This is a genomic window from Pseudomonas citri (assembly GCF_025336485.1).
In the GTDB taxonomy this organism is placed as follows: domain Bacteria; phylum Pseudomonadota; class Gammaproteobacteria; order Pseudomonadales; family Pseudomonadaceae; genus Aquipseudomonas; species Aquipseudomonas citri.
The window spans coordinates 72,594-88,769 of record NZ_JAODAB010000009.1 but is presented as its reverse complement, the minus strand read 5'-3'; the positions used below and the strand labels follow the sequence as shown (position 1 = coordinate 88,769).

At 58.5% G+C, this 16,176-nt stretch carries 14 protein-coding genes; 4 read left to right on the top strand and 10 right to left on the bottom strand.

Translation table 11 applies throughout. The annotated features are described in order from the left end of the window. The 10 genes from N4Q37_RS12805 to rpmH all read right to left on the bottom strand — a co-directional run bounded on the left by N4Q37_RS12805 (position 1) and on the right by rpmH (position 9,257). Complete coding sequence (locus tag N4Q37_RS12805; protein ID WP_260958364.1) at positions 1–408, bottom strand: F0F1 ATP synthase subunit I; 408 nt, start codon at positions 406–408, stop codon at positions 1–3. Positions 409–556: 148 nt separating this feature from the next. After that, positions 557–1,429 carry a ParB/RepB/Spo0J family partition protein gene (locus N4Q37_RS12800; RefSeq protein ID WP_260958363.1) on the bottom strand — a complete coding sequence of 291 codons (873 nt, stop codon included), beginning with the start codon at positions 1,427–1,429 and terminating at the stop codon, positions 557–559. 9 nt (positions 1,430–1,438) lie between these two features. Beyond that, positions 1,439–2,236, bottom strand: coding sequence for a ParA family protein (locus N4Q37_RS12795; RefSeq protein ID WP_260958362.1), 798 nt, complete (start codon positions 2,234–2,236; stop codon positions 1,439–1,441). 18 nt (positions 2,237–2,254) lie between these two features. Then, complete coding sequence (gene rsmG / locus N4Q37_RS12790; RefSeq protein ID WP_260958466.1) at positions 2,255–2,890, bottom strand: 16S rRNA (guanine(527)-N(7))-methyltransferase RsmG; 636 nt, start codon at positions 2,888–2,890, stop codon at positions 2,255–2,257. A 5-nt stretch (positions 2,891–2,895) separates the two neighbouring features. Continuing rightward, positions 2,896–4,788, bottom strand: coding sequence for a tRNA uridine-5-carboxymethylaminomethyl(34) synthesis enzyme MnmG (gene mnmG, locus N4Q37_RS12785; protein ID WP_260958361.1), 1,893 nt, complete (start codon positions 4,786–4,788; stop codon positions 2,896–2,898). 544 nt (positions 4,789–5,332) lie between these two features. Beyond that, positions 5,333–6,703 carry a tRNA uridine-5-carboxymethylaminomethyl(34) synthesis GTPase MnmE gene (mnmE, locus tag N4Q37_RS12780; protein ID WP_260958360.1) on the bottom strand — a complete coding sequence of 457 codons (1,371 nt, stop codon included), beginning with the start codon at positions 6,701–6,703 and terminating at the stop codon, positions 5,333–5,335. Between the two features lie 81 nt (positions 6,704–6,784). Further along, positions 6,785–8,467, bottom strand: a complete 1,683-nt coding sequence (gene yidC / locus N4Q37_RS12775) for a membrane protein insertase YidC (protein WP_260958359.1) — start codon at positions 8,465–8,467, stop codon at positions 6,785–6,787. 2 nt (positions 8,468–8,469) lie between these two features. After that, positions 8,470–8,715, bottom strand: coding sequence for a membrane protein insertion efficiency factor YidD (gene yidD, locus N4Q37_RS12770; protein WP_260958358.1), 246 nt, complete (start codon positions 8,713–8,715; stop codon positions 8,470–8,472). Then, positions 8,708–9,106: a ribonuclease P protein component gene (gene rnpA, locus N4Q37_RS12765; RefSeq protein WP_260958465.1), complete on the bottom strand. Its 399-nt coding sequence runs from the start codon at positions 9,104–9,106 to the stop codon at positions 8,708–8,710. Before rnpA ends, yidD begins: the two co-directional genes overlap by 8 nt. A 16-nt stretch (positions 9,107–9,122) precedes the next feature. Next, positions 9,123–9,257: a 50S ribosomal protein L34 gene (gene rpmH / locus N4Q37_RS12760; protein ID WP_003213577.1), complete on the bottom strand. Its 135-nt coding sequence runs from the start codon at positions 9,255–9,257 to the stop codon at positions 9,123–9,125. A gap of 565 nt (positions 9,258–9,822) precedes the next feature. Here rpmH and dnaA point away from each other — a divergent pair. The 4 genes from dnaA to gyrB are packed head-to-tail and all read left to right on the top strand — an operon-like array spanning position 9,823 to position 16,019. Beyond that, on the top strand, positions 9,823–11,343 hold the full coding sequence (gene dnaA, locus N4Q37_RS12755; RefSeq protein WP_260958357.1) for a chromosomal replication initiator protein DnaA: 1,521 nt from the start codon (positions 9,823–9,825) through the stop codon (positions 11,341–11,343). A 29-nt stretch (positions 11,344–11,372) separates the two neighbouring features. Continuing rightward, complete coding sequence (gene dnaN, locus N4Q37_RS12750; protein ID WP_260958356.1) at positions 11,373–12,476, top strand: DNA polymerase III subunit beta; 1,104 nt, start codon at positions 11,373–11,375, stop codon at positions 12,474–12,476. Between the two features lie 16 nt (positions 12,477–12,492). After that, complete coding sequence (gene recF, locus N4Q37_RS12745) at positions 12,493–13,596, top strand: DNA replication/repair protein RecF (protein ID WP_260958355.1); 1,104 nt, start codon at positions 12,493–12,495, stop codon at positions 13,594–13,596. A 5-nt stretch (positions 13,597–13,601) separates the two neighbouring features. Then, positions 13,602–16,019, top strand: a complete 2,418-nt coding sequence (gene gyrB / locus N4Q37_RS12740; RefSeq protein WP_260958354.1) for a DNA topoisomerase (ATP-hydrolyzing) subunit B — start codon at positions 13,602–13,604, stop codon at positions 16,017–16,019. Positions 16,020–16,176: the final 157 nt, after the last annotated feature.

Sequence of the window (16,176 nt, the reverse complement as noted above, 5' to 3'; positions counted from 1 at the left end):
CTAAGGTCTCGAAAGTCTTGTTCTCATTAGCAGGGGAGCGAACCAGCTGACCAGTTGGGTCAGCAAGAAGACGCCGAATACAGCCAGCGGCGCCAATGGCTTCACACCTGCGAACGTCAGTGCAAACAGCACTGCCGTCAAAATCAGTTTCCCCGCCTCGCCGGCATAAAAAGACCGGACGATGGCTTGGGCTGCTCGGGCGCCGGAAAACCGAAAGGCCCTGTGAGCAAAGTAAATATTGGGAAGCAAGGCTATCAGGCCTCCGCAAAGACCTGAGTATCCGGCGACGACTCCCTTCCATTGCCAGAGCGCCAATGTGGCGATCAGTACAACGACCAACTGGGCCATCAACACCGGGAAAACTGCCAGACGATGGAACGGCAAGCGGTTTGGCGTGCGGGTTTCCATCGCTTTTGCTCTCCAATAGCCGGCCGCCATAATTCAATAACTTGGCATAATTTGTGCCGACAAAATGCGCGCAGAGTATAGGGGCGGTTCTGCCCCTATTCAACTGCCGGGTAGTGATTTCCGACTGCGCGCTACAAGAGCAATTGTTTCAGCGAATGTGTGCAAGGACACCTTGCAGCTCATCGAGGGAGTTGTAGCCAATGACCAATTGCCCCTTGCCCTTCTTTCCATGGCGGATCTGCACCGCAGAGCCCAGGCGCTCGGCCAGGCGCTGTTCCAGGCGGGCGATATCCGGGTCGGGTTTGGGGGCTTCGACAGGTGCCGGTTTACCGTTGAGCCACTGACGAACCAGTGCCTCGGTCTGGCGCACGGTGAGGCCTCGTGCGACAACATGTCGCGCCCCTTCAACCTGTTGATTTTCCGGCAAACCCAGCAATGCCCGCGCATGTCCCATTTCCAGGTCGCCATGGGACAACATGGTCTTGATGACTTCAGGCAAGGCAATCAGCCGCAACAGGTTGGCCACAGTCACGCGGGACTTGCCCACCGCCTCGGCAACCTGTTGCTGGGTCAGCTGGAATTCCTGCTGCAGGCGTTGCAGGGCGACCGCTTCCTCGATCGGGTTGAGGTCTTCGCGCTGGATATTCTCGATCAACGCCATCGCGATGGCGGTTTCGTCCGGCACATCGCGAACCATCGCAGGAATGGTTTCCTGGCCGGCCTGCTGGCTGGCGCGCCAGCGACGTTCGCCAGCAATGATTTCGAAACGTCCACTGCCGATCGAACGCACCACGATCGGCTGCATGACGCCCTGGGTCTTGATCGACTGGGCCAGCTCTTCCAGCGCCTGGGGATCCATGTCCCGACGAGGCTGGTACTTGCCGCGCTGGATCAGGTCCAGGGGCAGATGTTGCAACTCGCGCTGATCGGCCTGCACGGCCGCCTCTTCCAGCGCGCTGACAGTAGGACCGCTGAGCAGCGCATCCAGTCCACGTCCGAGACCACGTTTCTTGACGGCCATGGGGTTTCCTTAAGTTGGCTGGGCGGCAGCGATGCGAGGATTACGGCGCTGACGACGAACCATCTCGCCCGCCAGGGCCAGGTAGGCCAGCGCACCACGGGATTGTTTATCGTAGGCCAGGGCCGGCATGCCGTAGCTCGGCGCCTCAGCCAGGCGGATGTTGCGCGGGATAACCGTGTCGTAGAGCTGCTCGCCAAAGTGTTCCTTGAGCTGCGCCGACACGTCGTTCATCAGACTCAGGCGCGGGTCGTACATGGTCCGCAACAGGCCTTCGACCTTCAGGTCCGGATTCAGCAATTCAGCGATGCGCTTGATGTTATCCACAAGGTCGCTCAACCCTTCCAGGGCGAAGTACTCGCACTGCATGGGGATAATCACCCCATCGGCGGCCACCAGGGCATTGAGGGTGAGCATCGACAACGACGGCGGGCAGTCGATCAGGATGTAATCGTAGTTCTCGCGGATCGGCGCCAACGCGCTGCGTAGGCGGCTTTCCTTCATCTGCATTTCCAGCAGCACCACTTCGGCTGCCGTCAAATCGCGGTTGGCCGGCAACAGTTGATAACCGCCATGCTCGGAAAAATGCATGGCCTGGGCCAGGTCGCATTCACCGATCAGCACATCGTAGATGGAGTTTTCCAGGCCATGTTTATCCACACCGCTACCCATGGTGGCGTTGCCCTGTGGATCAAGATCGATCAGCAGCACGCGTCGCTTGGTCGCGACCAGCGATGCTGCGAGGTTGATGCAGGTGGTGGTCTTGCCCACACCACCCTTCTGGTTCGCTATCGCGAATACCTTAGCCATTCTTGCTTGTGTTCCCAATCATGCCGTGCGGCGCAGTATCAGCAGATGGCGTTGGCCTTGGCAACCGGGTACGGCCAGGGCGTGTTCGCTATCGAGGTGGAAGTCTGCCGGCAATGCTACCAGCTCATCGGCCGGATGAACGCCCTTCATTGCCAGCCAGCGTGTATCGGCGTCGCCCAGGTGGCGAGTCCAGTTGCTGAAGTTTTCCATGCTGCTGAACGCCCGGGAAATAATCCCGTTGAACGGCTGCGCAGGCTGGAACGCTTCGACGCGACTGTGGATAACTTGCAGGTTATCCAGTTGGAGTTCGAGTTTGACCTGGGTCAGGAAGCGGGTTTTCTTGCCGTTGCTGTCCAGGCACGTCACTTGCGAGCCGGGAAACAGGATGGCCAGCGGAATGCCTGGCATGCCGCCGCCACTGCCGACGTCCAGCCAGCGACCGTCTTCGATGAAAGACATCACGCTGAGGCTGTCGAGCAAATGGCGGGAAACCATTTCATCCGGATCGCGCACCGCGGTCAGGTTGTAAGCCTTGTTCCACTTGATCAACAACGCCAGGTAGCCCAGCAACTGCGCGTGCTGGGCCTCGGTCAGGTTGACGCCGAGCTGACGGGCACCTGTGGATAACTCTTCGGCGTGCTGCGAGGTGACCATCGAACTCAAGCGCTTTGCTCCAACTGGCGGCCCGCGCCGCGTTTTTTCAAATGAATCATCAACAGGGAAATCGCCGCAGGGGTCACGCCGGGAATGCGTGAAGCCTGGCCCAACGTCTCCGGTCGCGTGGCACTGAGCTTGCTCTGGATCTCCTTCGACAGCCCGGAAATGGCTGCATAGTCGATATCCACAGGCAGTTTTGTGTCTTCGCTGGCGCGCAGACGGGCAATTTCGTCCTGTTGACGGTCAATGTAACCGGCGTACTTGGTCTTGATCTCCACCTGTTCGGCGACCTGTGGATCTTCTGCGCCCTGGCCGGTGACTTCCACCAGGCCGGCGTAATCGATTTCCGGGCGGCTCAACAGGTTCAGCAGGTTGTACTCGTGAGTCAGTGGCGTGCCGAACTTCGCCGCGATGGCATCGCCCTGCTCGGTGCCGGGGCGCACCCAAGTGGTTTTCAGGCGTTGCTCTTCCAGCTCGATATTCTCGCGCTTCTTGCAGAACGCGGCCCAGCGTGCGTCATCCACCAGACCCAGCTCACGACCTTTCTCGGTCAGGCGCAGGTCGGCGTTGTCTTCACGCAGGATCAGGCGATATTCGGCACGGGAGGTGAACATCCGATACGGTTCCTGGGTGCCCAGGGTAATCAGGTCATCCACAAGTACGCCGATGTAGGCCTCATCCCGACGCGGACACCAGCTGTCCTTGCCCTGGGCGCGCAGCGCGGCGTTGGCCCCGGCCAGCAAACCTTGGGCCCCGGCCTCTTCATAGCCGGTAGTGCCGTTGATCTGTCCGGCAAAGAACAGACCGCCGATGACTTTGGTTTCCAGGCTGTACTTCAGGTCCCGCGGGTCGAAATAGTCGTATTCGATGGCGTAGCCCGGGCGAACGATGTGGGCGTTTTCCATCCCGCGAATCGATTGCACGATCTGCAGTTGCACGTCGAACGGCAAGGATGTGGATATCCCGTTCGGATACAGCTCATGGGTCGTCAGACCTTCCGGCTCGATGAACACCTGATGGCTTTGCTTGTCGGCAAACCGATGGATCTTGTCTTCGATCGACGGGCAATAGCGCGGCCCGATGCCTTCGATCACACCGGAATACATCGGCGAACGATCCAGGTTGGCCGCGATGATCTCGTGGGTGCGGGCATTGGTGTGGGTAATCCAGCAGCTCACCTGTTTCGGGTGCAGCTCCTTGGAACCCATGAACGACATCACCGGAATCGGCGTATCGCCCGGTTGTTCGGCCATCACCGAGAAATCCACAGACCGGCCATCGATACGCGGTGGCGTGCCGGTTTTCAAGCGACCGACTCGCAATGGCAACTCACGCAGGCGCTGGGCCAGGGCGATCGACGGTGGATCGCCCGCGCGACCACCGGAATAGTTCTGCATGCCGATGTGGATAAGTCCGCCGAGGAAGGTGCCTGTGGTCAGTACCACGGAGTCGGCGAAGAAACGCAAACCCATTTGGGTCACGACACCGCGTACCTGGTCCTGTTCGACGATCAGATCGTCGGCAGCCTGCTGAAATATCCACAGGTTCGGCTGGTTTTCCAGGATTTCGCGGACAGCGGCCTTGTAGAGCACCCGATCGGCCTGGGCGCGCGTGGCGCGTACCGCCGGGCCTTTGCGGCTGTTCAATACGCGAAACTGAATACCGCCTTTATCGGTTGCCAAGGCCATCGCGCCGCCAAGGGCGTCGATTTCCTTGACCAGATGGCTTTTGCCGATCCCACCAATGGCAGGGTTGCAGCTCATGGCGCCGAGGGTTTCCACGTTATGCGTCAGCAACAGGGTTTTTGCCCCCATGCGCGCTGATGCAAGTGCTGCCTCGGTACCGGCATGACCGCCGCCGATGACGATCACTTCAAAACGGGAAGGGAAATCCACCACGCACCTCGTGCCTGCTTAATTCAGGTAATTCGGAAAATAGGTATTGAGTCTGGCCTGGGCGTTTTTCGAGCCAGGTCGGCAAGTATAGGGGCTTCCCCTTTTCTAAAGAACCCTTTGCACAAAATTTAACCAACTGTGGAAAACTCGCGGTCAAAAAAATTAAAAAGAAAGAAATTTATAAAATCTTTGTTTTTATGTTTATTCTTAGGCTACAACCTATCTGTGGATAACGTTCTACATGCCTTTATTTACATGATGTACAGAGATTTGAAACCCTGTGGTCATGTGGCAATGAGGGGCTTGGATAACCGGCGTAAGCCTGTGGATGAATGAGTCGCTTATCCACAGAGGCAGTTATCTTCAGTTTTGGAGGGGGTTTATCAACCGAGCACAATCGTAGTTATTCACAGAGCTTAATCCACAGCGGTGGCACCCACAGACAAGCCGCCATCCAGGGCAATCGTGCAAAAAAAGAAGGGAAGAACCGGATTTGCGTTGGGGTCGATAGGCAATCGAGGGCAAACCCGGTTGAGAGGTGGGGCTATTTACCGATGCAGAAGCTGGAAAAGATCCGCCCCAGCAGGTCATCGGAGCTGAAGGCGCCGGTGATTTCGCCAAGGGACTGTTGCGCCTGGCGCAGGTCTTCGGCCAATAACTCACCCGCCCCTGCCAAGGTCAGCTGTGCGCGGCCATGCTCCAGGGCAGCGCTGGCATGGCGCAAGGCCTCGAGATGCCGCCGACGGGCGCTGAAGCTGCTTTCCGAGGTCTGCTCATAGCCCATGCAGGCCTTGAGGTGCTCGCGCAGCAATTCCAGGCCTTCACCGGCCGATTTCGCACTTAGGCTGATCGTCACATGGCCGTCATCACTGACTTCCAGGACAATCGCCTCCCCGGTCAGGTCGGCCTTGTTGCGAATCAGCGTGACCTTTGCCGGGTCCGGACGGATTTCCAGGAATTCTGGCCACAACGCGAAGGGGTCATCCGCTTCCGGCGCCGTAGCGTCCACGACCAACAGCACCCGATCGGCCTCGCCAATGGCCTTCAACGCGCGCTCAACGCCGATTTTTTCCACATGGTCGTCGGTGTTACGCAAACCGGCCGTGTCCACTACATGCAACGGCATGCCATCGATGTGGATATGTTCGCGCAAGATATCCCGAGTGGTGCCGGCAATCTCCGTGACAATGGCAGCCTCGCGCCCAGCGAGCGCATTCAGCAGGCTGGATTTACCGGCATTTGGCCGTCCGGCGATCACGACCGTCATGCCGTCGCGTAGCAACGCGCCCTGCCCGGCCTCGCGGATGACAGTGGATAACTCATCCCGCACCTTGTCGAGCAGCCCCAGCACGTGGCCATCGGCGAGGAAGTCGATTTCCTCTTCAGGGAAATCAATGGCGGCCTCGACGTAAATGCGCAGGCCGATCAATTGCTCGGTGAGGTTATGCACACGTGTGGAAAATGCCCCCTGCAACGAACGCAACGCATTGCGTGCCGCCTGTGCAGAACTGGCTTCGATGAGGTCGGCGATGGCTTCCGCTTGGGCCAGGTCGAGCTTGTCGTTGAGGAAGGCCCGTTCGCTGAACTCCCCCGGTCGAGCCAGGCGGCAACCGAGTTCCAGGCACCGCTTGAGCAGCATGTCCAGCACGATGGGGCCACCATGCCCTTGCAGCTCCAGCACGTCTTCACCGGTGAACGAGTTCGGTCCCGGGAAATACAAGGCCAGGCCTTCGTCCAGCACTTGCTGGTCCTGATTGAAAAACGGTCCGTAGTGGGCAAATCGCGGCTTGAGTTCCCGGCCACTGATGGCCTTGGCTGCCACGCTGGCCAAAGGCCCCGAAATACGGACGATGCCGACACCGCCACGACCTTGGGCGGTGGCAATGGCGGCGATGGTTTCACGCGGAGCGCTCATAAACCGGTATCCAGACAAAAGTGGCAGATAGCAAAACGCCCCACGAGGGGGCGTTTTGTGTGGTTTTATCCACAGGGCAAGTTACGCCTCGGCTTTTTTCGTAGCCGCTTCGATCCTACGCGTGATGTACCACTGTTGGGTAATGGACAACACGTTGTTCACAACCCAGTACAGCACAAGACCCGCCGGGAACCACAGGAAGAAGAAGGTGAAGATGATTGGCATCATTTTCATGACCTTCGCCTGCATCGGGTCCGGAGGTGTCGGGTTCAGCTGCTGCTGGATGAACATGGTCGCGCCCATGATGATCGGCAGGATGAAGAACGGGTCCTTGATCGACAGGTCGGTAATCCACAGCATGAACGGCGCTTGACGCATCTCCACGCTTTCGAGCAGTACCCAGTAAAGCGACAGGAATACCGGCATCTGTACAAGAATCGGCAAGCAGCCACCCAGCGGGTTGATCTTCTCTTTCTTGTACAGCTCCATCATGGCCTGGGACATTTTCTGCCGGTCATCACCATGTTGCTCTTTCAGGGCGGCCAGTTTCGGAGCCACTGCGCGCATGCGAGCCATGGATTTGTAACTGGCGGCCGACAGAGGGAAGAAGATCCCCTTGATCAGCATGGTCAGGAAGATGATCGACCAGCCCCAGTTACCGACGATGCTGTGGATATGTTGCAGCAACCAGAAGATCGGCTGGGCAATGAACCACAGGAAACCGTAGTCCACGGTCAGTTCCAGACCTGGGGACAACTGTTTCAGGACGGCCTGGCTTTTCGGGCCTGCGTACAGAATCGCGCTGCTTTCGGCCTTGGCACCTGGTGCCGCGGTCAATGCCGGGCCGGTGTAGCCGATGATGTAGTTGCCCTTGCTGTCTTTACGCGTCTGGACGATGTTGCTCTCGCCCTTCGGCGGGATCCACGCGGTTACAAAATAGTGTTGCAACCAGGCAACCCAGCCACCTTGGACGGTTTCCTTGAGTTGCGCCTTGTCCATGTCCTTCATGGACACTTTTTTGTACGGTTCAGAACTTGTCCACAGGGCCGCGCCCAAGTAAGTCGCGGTACCGGTAGCGGTGCTCGAGGAAGGATCGGAGCTGGCATCACGCTTGAGTTGCGCGAACATCGCACCGGACCACGGCTGAGCACTCTGGTTGTCGACCAGATAGGAAACGGTTACGTCATACAAGCCGCGTTTCAAGGTGAAACGCTTGGTGTAATTGACGCCGTCCTTGCTGAACTTCAGGTCCACGACCAGTTGGTCCTGGCCATCAGCCAGTTGATAAGTCTTCTTCTCGGCGGAGTAAAGCGGGCGACCGGCCGGGCTCGCATCCGGACCGTTGGCACCGATCAGGCCGCTCTGGGCCAGGTACGTCCGCTCATTACCGTTGTCGAACAGCTGGAACGGGATCTCCGGGTGGTCCTGGCGGCGCGGATACAGCGGCAGCGTCAGTTGGGCAATATCGCCACCTTGTGGATCGATCGCCAGGTCGAGCACGTCCGTCTTGATCTGGATGAGATCCTTGCTTGCAGCCACTGGGGCTTCGGCTGGCGCACTGGTGTCGCTTGCCGCGCGCGGGATGTCGTCATTGCTGGCGGCGTTGCTGCCAGTGGCGGTATCCGGCAGGCCCGGTGCGGTATTGCTGGCTGCAACATTCTGAGTCGGCAGGGCAGCCTGGCCATAGTCCTGGTTCCATTTAAGGACCATGACGTAGGACACGATTGCCAGGGCGACGATCAGGATCGTGCGTTTGATATCCATGATTACTCGGCCATCGAAGAAGAACGGGAGGTAGGGATAGGTGGAACCGGGTCATAACCACCGGGATTCCACGGATGACAGCGACCTAAACGACGAAAGGTCAGCCAGCCACCGCGCAGAAAGCCATGTTTTTCGATGGCTTCGTACGCGTAGCAGGAACAACTGGGGTAGAAACGACAGTGACTGGCCATCAGGGGACTAATGGCGTAGCGATAAAACTGGATCGGAACGAGTGCCAGTTTACGCATCTGGACTGTCTACCCCTACAGTTTCGGTGACTGCTGGTGCTGGCTTGTTACGGGCCAGGCGTTTCCAGAGTTTGCCGAAATGCTGAATCAATTCGGGGTTCTCTACGTCACCCAAACCTTTGCGCGCGACGATAACAATGTCCCAGCCGACCAGTGAATCCTGGTTCAGACGAAACGATTCGCGCATCAGACGTTTGAGGCGATTGCGCTGAACGGAGAGCTTGACGCTCTTTTTCCCGATAACCAGCCCGAGACGGGGGTGATCGAGATCGTTGCTGCGCGCAAGGAGCAGGAGATTTTTCCCCGGAACCTTGCCGGTAGGGGAGTCGAAGACTGCCTTGAAATGCCGGGGTGTAAGCAGACGCTTTTCCCGACTGAAGTCCTGACTCACCTCCACTGCCGGATTATCAAACTGCCAGACGCGCACGACCTTTGGCGCGACGACGCGACAGGACGGCACGGCCGTTCTTGGTAGCCATGCGAGCACGGAAACCGTGGGTACGAGCGCGTTTGATAGTGCTTGGTTGGAAAGTACGTTTCATGTCGTGTTACCTGGTTCGTCCACAACGGGCCGGAATGGCCCCCGTTTTAAGAGATCGGCGATTCTAGAGAAAGCAAGCCTCTAGGTCAATTTCCAACCAGTGTTTCCTTTTAAGCAGCTATGCAGCCTTCGGGTGGGGGAGGACGCTGGGCCAGATATAAAAATAGAGAAGGGAATTATTTAAAGCTTTTCTGTAAAGCTTGTAAAAGCTAAGCAGCCATTCATCTGTGGATAACCAGTCAAAAGCCTTGTAACTCGCTATGTACAGAGAATGACAACTACAGGGGAAAACCGTGATCAGCCTGTGCTGGCGACGCGTATAAGCTGTGTGTGGAAAAGGCACTTATCCACAGATCGGTTATCCACGGGGTTACCCCGCCACTTGTGCAACGATCTCAGGCATGGTTATCCACAGAGCTTATCCACCGACCGCCTGTCGCCTTTTTGGCGCTTAAGGCGTTGATAAATCGTGGGCGAGAGTCAAGGTGCGTGTGGATAAGTGCTCGTCTGGTCGTTACAATGGCCGCTTGTTTTTGCCTCACCGGCTTTCAACTTAGGGGATATCCGTGTCAGTGGAACTTTGGCAGCAGTGCGTGGAGCTTTTGCGCGATGAGCTGCCGGCCCAACAATTCAACACTTGGATCCGTCCACTACAGGTCGAAGCCGAAGGCGACGAGTTGCGCGTCTATGCACCGAACCGTTTCGTCCTCGACTGGGTCAACGAAAAGTACCTGGGCCGGGTCATGGAATTGCTCGACGAGCATGGCAATGGCATGGCGCCTGCACTGTCCTTATTAATAGGCAGCAAACGCAGCTCCGCACCGCGCGCCGCGCCTAACGCACCGCTAGCGGCCGCTGCGTCCCAGGCCCAGGCTGCCGCCGCGCCGGTCAACCATGCCGCCGCTGCGGTCCCACCTGCTCCAACCAAGGCCAATGCGCAAAAAATGGCCGAGGTCAGTGAAGAACCTTCCCGGGACAGTTTCGATCCGATGGCCGGCGCCAGTGCCCAACAGGCGCCGGTGCGTGCCGAGCAGCGTACCGTCCAGGTCGAAGGCGCGCTCAAGCACACCAGCTACCTGAACCGCACCTTTACCTTCGAAAATTTCGTCGAAGGTAAATCCAACCAGTTGGCCCGCGCGGCCGCCTGGCAGGTCGCCGATAACCCTAAGCATGGCTATAACCCGCTCTTTCTCTATGGCGGTGTAGGTCTGGGTAAGACCCACTTGATGCACGCGGTAGGCAACCATCTATTGAAGAAGAACCCGAATGCCAAGGTCGTGTACCTGCATTCGGAGCGCTTCGTAGCCGATATGGTCAAGGCGTTGCAGCTGAACGCGATCAACGAGTTCAAGCGTTTCTACCGTTCGGTAGACGCCTTGCTGATCGACGACATTCAGTTCTTCGCCCGCAAGGAGCGTTCCCAGGAAGAGTTTTTCCACACCTTCAACGCGTTGCTCGAAGGTGGCCAGCAGGTCATCCTCACCAGCGACCGGTACCCGAAAGAAATCGAAGGCCTGGAAGAACGCCTCAAGTCCCGGTTTGGCTGGGGCCTGACGGTTGCCGTCGAGCCGCCGGAGCTGGAGACGCGGGTGGCGATCCTGATGAAGAAAGCCGACCAGGCCAAGGTCGAGCTGCCTCACGATGCGGCGTTCTTCATCGCCCAACGTATCCGTTCGAACGTGCGCGAACTCGAGGGCGCCCTCAAGCGGGTGATCGCTCACTCGCACTTCATGGGTCGGGATATCACCATCGAACTGATTCGCGAGTCGTTGAAGGATCTGCTCGCCCTTCAGGACAAGCTGGTATCTGTGGATAACATCCAGAGAACTGTTGCCGAATACTACAAGATCAAGATTTCCGACCTGCTGTCCAAGCGCCGTTCGCGCTCGGTGGCTCGTCCGCGCCAGGTGGCCATGGCCCTGTCCAAGGAACTGACCAACCACAGTTTGCCGGAAATCGGCGATGTGTTCGGCGGGCGCGATCACACCACCGTGCTGCACGCCTGCCGCAAGATCAACGAACTTAAGGAATCCGACGCGGACATCCGCGAGGACTACAAGAACCTGCTGCGTACATTGACCACTTGATGCAGCTTATTAAGGCAAGGGACTAGACCATGCATTTCACCATTCAACGCGAAGCCCTGTTGAAACCCCTGCAACTGGTCGCGGGCGTCGTCGAACGCCGCCAGACCTTGCCGGTACTTTCCAACGTGCTGCTGGTTGTCGAAGGCCAGCAACTGTCGCTGACCGGTACCGACCTGGAAGTCGAGCTGGTTGGTCGTGTGCAACTTGAAGAACCGGCCGATCCGGGTTCCATCACTGTGCCGGCGCGCAAGCTGATGGACATCTGCAAAAGCCTGCCGAACGATGCGCTGATCGACATCAAGGTCGATGAGCAGAAACTCGTGGTCAAGGCCGGTCGCAGCCGTTTCACCCTGTCGACCTTGCCGGCCAATGATTTCCCGACTGTGGAAGAAGGCCCTGGCTCGCTGACCTGCAGCCTGGAACAAAGCAAACTGCGTCGCCTGATCGAGCGCACCAGCTTCGCCATGGCCCAGCAAGACGTGCGTTACTACCTCAACGGCATGCTCCTGGAAGTGTCCGCCGGGGTGATCCGCGCCGTAGCCACCGACGGCCATCGCCTGGCCATGTGCTCGATGCAGGCCGACATCGGTCAGCCGGATCGCCATCAGGTGATCGTGCCGCGTAAAGGTATTCTGGAACTGGCCCGTCTGCTGACCGAGCCGGACGGTAACGTCAGTATTGTGCTGGGGCAGCACCACATCCGTGCCACGACCGGCGAGTTCACTTTCACCTCGAAACTGGTGGACGGCAAATTCCCTGACTACGAGCGCGTGCTGCCCAAGGGCGGTGACAAAGTGGTTCTGGGCGACCGTCAGGCGTTGCGTGAAGCGTTCAGCCGCACCGCGATCCTGTCCAACGAGAAGTACCGCGGCATTCGCCTGCAACTGGCCAATGGTCAGTTGAAGATCCAGGCGAACAACCCGGAACAAGAGGAAGCGGAAGAAGAAGTGGGTGTGGATTACAACGGTGGCTCCCTGGAAATCGGCTTCAACGTCAGCTACCTGCTGGACGTGCTGGGCGTGATGACCACTGAGCAAGTACGTCTGATCCTGTCCGACTCCAACAGCAGTGCGCTGTTGCAGGAGTCCGATAACGACGATTCGGCTTACGTTGTCATGCCGATGCGCCTGTAACCACACAGGCCCCTAGATGTCCTTAAGTCGCGTCTCGGTCACCGCGGTGCGCAATCTGCACCCGGTGACCATCTCTCCCTCCCCCCGCATCAATATCCTTTACGGCGCCAACGGCAGCGGCAAGACCAGTGTCCTGGAAGCCGTTCATTTGCTGGGACTCGCGCGGTCGTTTCGTAGCACGCGGCTTTCACCGGTCATCCAGTATGAGCAACCGGCGTGTACCGTGTTCGGGCAGGTTGAACTGGCCGAAGGTGGCCATAGCGCCTTGGGGATATCTCGCGATCGGCAAGGCGAGTTCCAGATCCGTATCGACGGACAGAACGCCCGTAGCGCTGCGCAGTTGGCAGAGATCCTGCCATTACAGCTGATTAACCCCGACAGTTTTCGCCTGCTGGAAGGCGCGCCGAAGATACGCCGGCAGTTTCTCGACTGGGGTGTGTTCCACGTGGAACCGCGTTTCATGGCTACCTGGCAGCGCTTGCAGAAGGCGCTGCGCCAGCGAAACTCTTGGCTGCGGCATGGTACACTTGACGCCGTTTCGCAAGCGGTTTGGGACAGGGAGCTGTGCCAGGCCAGCGCTGAAATCGATGAATACCGCCGCGCCTATATCAAAGCCTTGAAGCCGGTCTTTGAGCAGACCTTGAGCGAACTGGTTGAGCTTGAGGGCCTGACGCTCAGCTATTACCGAGGCTGGGACAAGGACCGAGAACTGAGTACCGTGCTGGCTGGCTCGCTGCAGCGAGACCAGCAGATGGGACATACCCAGGCTGGGCCACAACGTGCTGACTTGCGTCTTCGATTGGGCGCGCATAACGCCGCGGATATCTTGTCCCGGGGGCAGCAGAAGTTGGTGGTGTGTGCCTTGCGTATTGCCCAGGGGCACCTGGTCAGCCAGGCCCGTCGCGGGCAGTGTATTTATCTGGTGGATGACTTGCCGTCCGAGCTGGACGAAGCCCACCGTCGCGCGCTTTGCCGCTTGCTGGAAGACTTACGCTGCCAGGTCTTTATCACCTGTGTAGACCACGAATTATTGAGGGAAGGCTGGCAGACGGAAACGCCAGTCGCTCTGTTCCACGTGGAACAGGGCCGTATCACCCAGACCCACGACCATCGGGAGTGAAGGCATTGAGCGAAGAAAATACGTACGACTCAACGAGCATTAAAGTGCTGAAAGGCCTGGATGCCGTACGCAAACGTCCCGGTATGTACATTGGCGACACCGACGATGGCAGCGGCCTGCACCACATGGTGTTCGAGGTGGTCGACAACTCCATCGACGAAGCCCTCGCCGGCTATTGCGACGACATCAGCGTTACCATCCATCCGGATGAGTCCATCACCGTTCGCGACAACGGTCGTGGCATTCCGGTAGACGTGCACAAAGAGGAAGGCGTTTCCGCCGCCGAGGTCATCATGACCGTGCTGCACGCCGGCGGTAAGTTCGACGACAACTCCTACAAAGTATCCGGCGGCCTGCACGGTGTGGGTGTGTCTGTAGTGAACGCCCTGTCCGAAGAGCTGGTGCTGACCGTTCGCCGCAGCGGCAAGATCTGGGAACAGACCTATGTCCATGGCGTACCCCAGGCGCCGATGGCGATCGTGGGCGACAGCGAGACCACCGGTACCCAGATCCACTTCAAGGCTTCGAGCGAAACCTTCAAGAACATCCACTTCAGCTGGGACATCCTGGCCAAGCGGATTCGTGAACTGTCGTTCCTGAACTCCGGTGTCGGCATCGTCCTCAAGGACGAGCGCAGCGGCAAGGAAGAGCTGTTCAAATACGAAGGCGGCCTGCGGGCATTCGTCGAGTACCTGAACACCAACAAGACCGCGGTCAACCAGGTGTTCCACTTCAATATCCAGCGCGAAGATGGCATCGGCGTGGAAATCGCCCTGCAGTGGAACGACAGCTTCAACGAGAACCTGTTGTGCTTCACCAACAACATTCCGCAGCGCGACGGCGGCACTCACTTGGTGGGCTTCCGCTCGGCGTTGACCCGTAACCTGAACAACTACATCGAACAGGAAGGCCTGGCGAAGAAGCACAAAGTCGCCACCACCGGTGACGATGCCCGTGAAGGTCTGACGGCGATCATTTCGGTGAAGGTGCCGGATCCGAAGTTCAGCTCCCAGACCAAGGACAAGCTGGTCTCTTCCGAAGTGAAGACCGCTGTCGAACAGGAAATGGGCAAGTACTTCTCCGACTTCCTCCTGGAGAACCCGAACGAAGCCAAGCTGGTGGTCGGCAAGATGATTGACGCCGCCCGTGCCCGTGAAGCGGCGCGCAAGGCCCGTGAGATGACCCGCCGCAAAGGCGCGCTGGACATCGCCGGCCTGCCGGGCAAACTGGCTGACTGCCAGGAAAAAGACCCTGCCCTGTCCGAACTGTACCTCGTGGAAGGTGACTCCGCTGGCGGCTCCGCCAAGCAGGGCCGCAACCGCCGGACCCAGGCCATTCTGCCGCTCAAGGGTAAGATCCTCAACGTCGAGAAGGCACGCTTCGACAAGATGATTTCCTCGCAGGAAGTCGGCACCTTGATCACCGCGCTGGGCTGCGGCATCGGGCGCGAAGAGTACAACATCGACAAGCTGCGCTATCACAACATCATCATCATGACCGATGCTGACGTCGACGGTTCGCACATCCGTACCCTGCTGCTGACGTTCTTCTTCCGTCAGTTGCCTGAGCTGATCGAGCGCGGCTACATCTACATCGCCCAGCCACCGCTGTACAAGGTCAAGAAAGGCAAGCAAGAGCAATACATCAAAGACGACGACGCCATGGAAGAGTACATGACGCAGTCGGCCCTGGAAGACGCGAGCCTGCACCTGAACGAAGACGCCCCGGGTATTTCCGGTGAAGCCCTGGAGCGCCTGGTTAACGATTTCCGCCTGGTGATGAAAACCCTCAAGCGCCTGTCGCGCCTGTACCCACAGGAATTGACCGAGCACTTCATCTACCTGCCGGCCGTCAGCATGGAGCAACTGTCCGATTACGCAGCGATGCAAGATTGGCTGGCCCAGTACGAAGTCCGCCTGCGCACCGTCGAGAAGTCCGGCCTGGTCTACAAGGCCAGTCTGCGCGAAGACCGTGAGCGTAACGTCTGGCTGCCGGAGGTCGAACTGATTTCCCACGGCCTGTCGAACTATGTCACCTTCAACCGCGACTTCTTCAGCAGCAACGACTACAAGACCGTCGTGTCCCTCGGTGCGCAACTGAGCACGCTGCTGGACGAAGGCGCGTACATCCAGCGCGGCGAGCGCAGGAAAGCCGTGACCGAGTTCAAGGAAGCCCTTGAATGGCTGATGGCCGAAAGTACCAAGCGCCACACCATCCAGCGATACAAAGGTCTGGGTGAAATGAACCCTGATCAGCTGTGGGAAACCACCATGGACCCAGGCTCGCGCCGCATGCTGAAAGTGACCATCGAAGACGCCATTGGCGCAGACCAGATCTTCAACACCCTGATGGGTGATGCGGTCGAGCCACGTCGTGACTTCATCGAGAGTAATGCCTTGGCGGTGTCTAACCTGGATTTCTGATTTTCCAGCACCACCACACCCCAAAAAGCCAACGCCCACGCGTTGGCTTTTTTTTACGCCCCGCAAAAACGTTCCCTCCCTGCCCCACAATCGCACACTCGGGGTAGCGCGGTAACACTTTGGCACAAAGCCTTCGCCTTCAATACCTTGCGAGTCA

Bases quoted from the DNA above. Each gene is read 5' to 3' on its own strand.
- yidC (WP_260958359.1), bottom strand. From the start codon at position 8,467: ATGGATATCAAACGCACGATCCTGATCGTCGCCCTGGCAATCGTGTCC.
- recF (WP_260958355.1), top strand. From the start codon at position 12,493: ATGTCCTTAAGTCGCGTCTCGGTCACCGCGGTGCGCAATCTGCACCCG.
- N4Q37_RS12805 (WP_260958364.1), bottom strand. From the start codon at position 408: ATGGAAACCCGCACGCCAAACCGCTTGCCGTTCCATCGTCTGGCAGTT.
- dnaN (WP_260958356.1), top strand. From the start codon at position 11,373: ATGCATTTCACCATTCAACGCGAAGCCCTGTTGAAACCCCTGCAACTG.
- rpmH (WP_003213577.1), bottom strand. From the start codon at position 9,257: ATGAAACGTACTTTCCAACCAAGCACTATCAAACGCGCTCGTACCCAC.
- N4Q37_RS12795 (WP_260958362.1), bottom strand. From the start codon at position 2,236: ATGGCTAAGGTATTCGCGATAGCGAACCAGAAGGGTGGTGTGGGCAAG.
- N4Q37_RS12800 (WP_260958363.1), bottom strand. From the start codon at position 1,429: ATGGCCGTCAAGAAACGTGGTCTCGGACGTGGACTGGATGCGCTGCTC.
- rsmG (WP_260958466.1), bottom strand. From the start codon at position 2,890: ATGGTCACCTCGCAGCACGCCGAAGAGTTATCCACAGGTGCCCGTCAG.
- yidD (WP_260958358.1), bottom strand. From the start codon at position 8,715: ATGCGTAAACTGGCACTCGTTCCGATCCAGTTTTATCGCTACGCCATT.
- mnmE (WP_260958360.1), bottom strand. From the start codon at position 6,703: ATGAGCGCTCCGCGTGAAACCATCGCCGCCATTGCCACCGCCCAAGGT.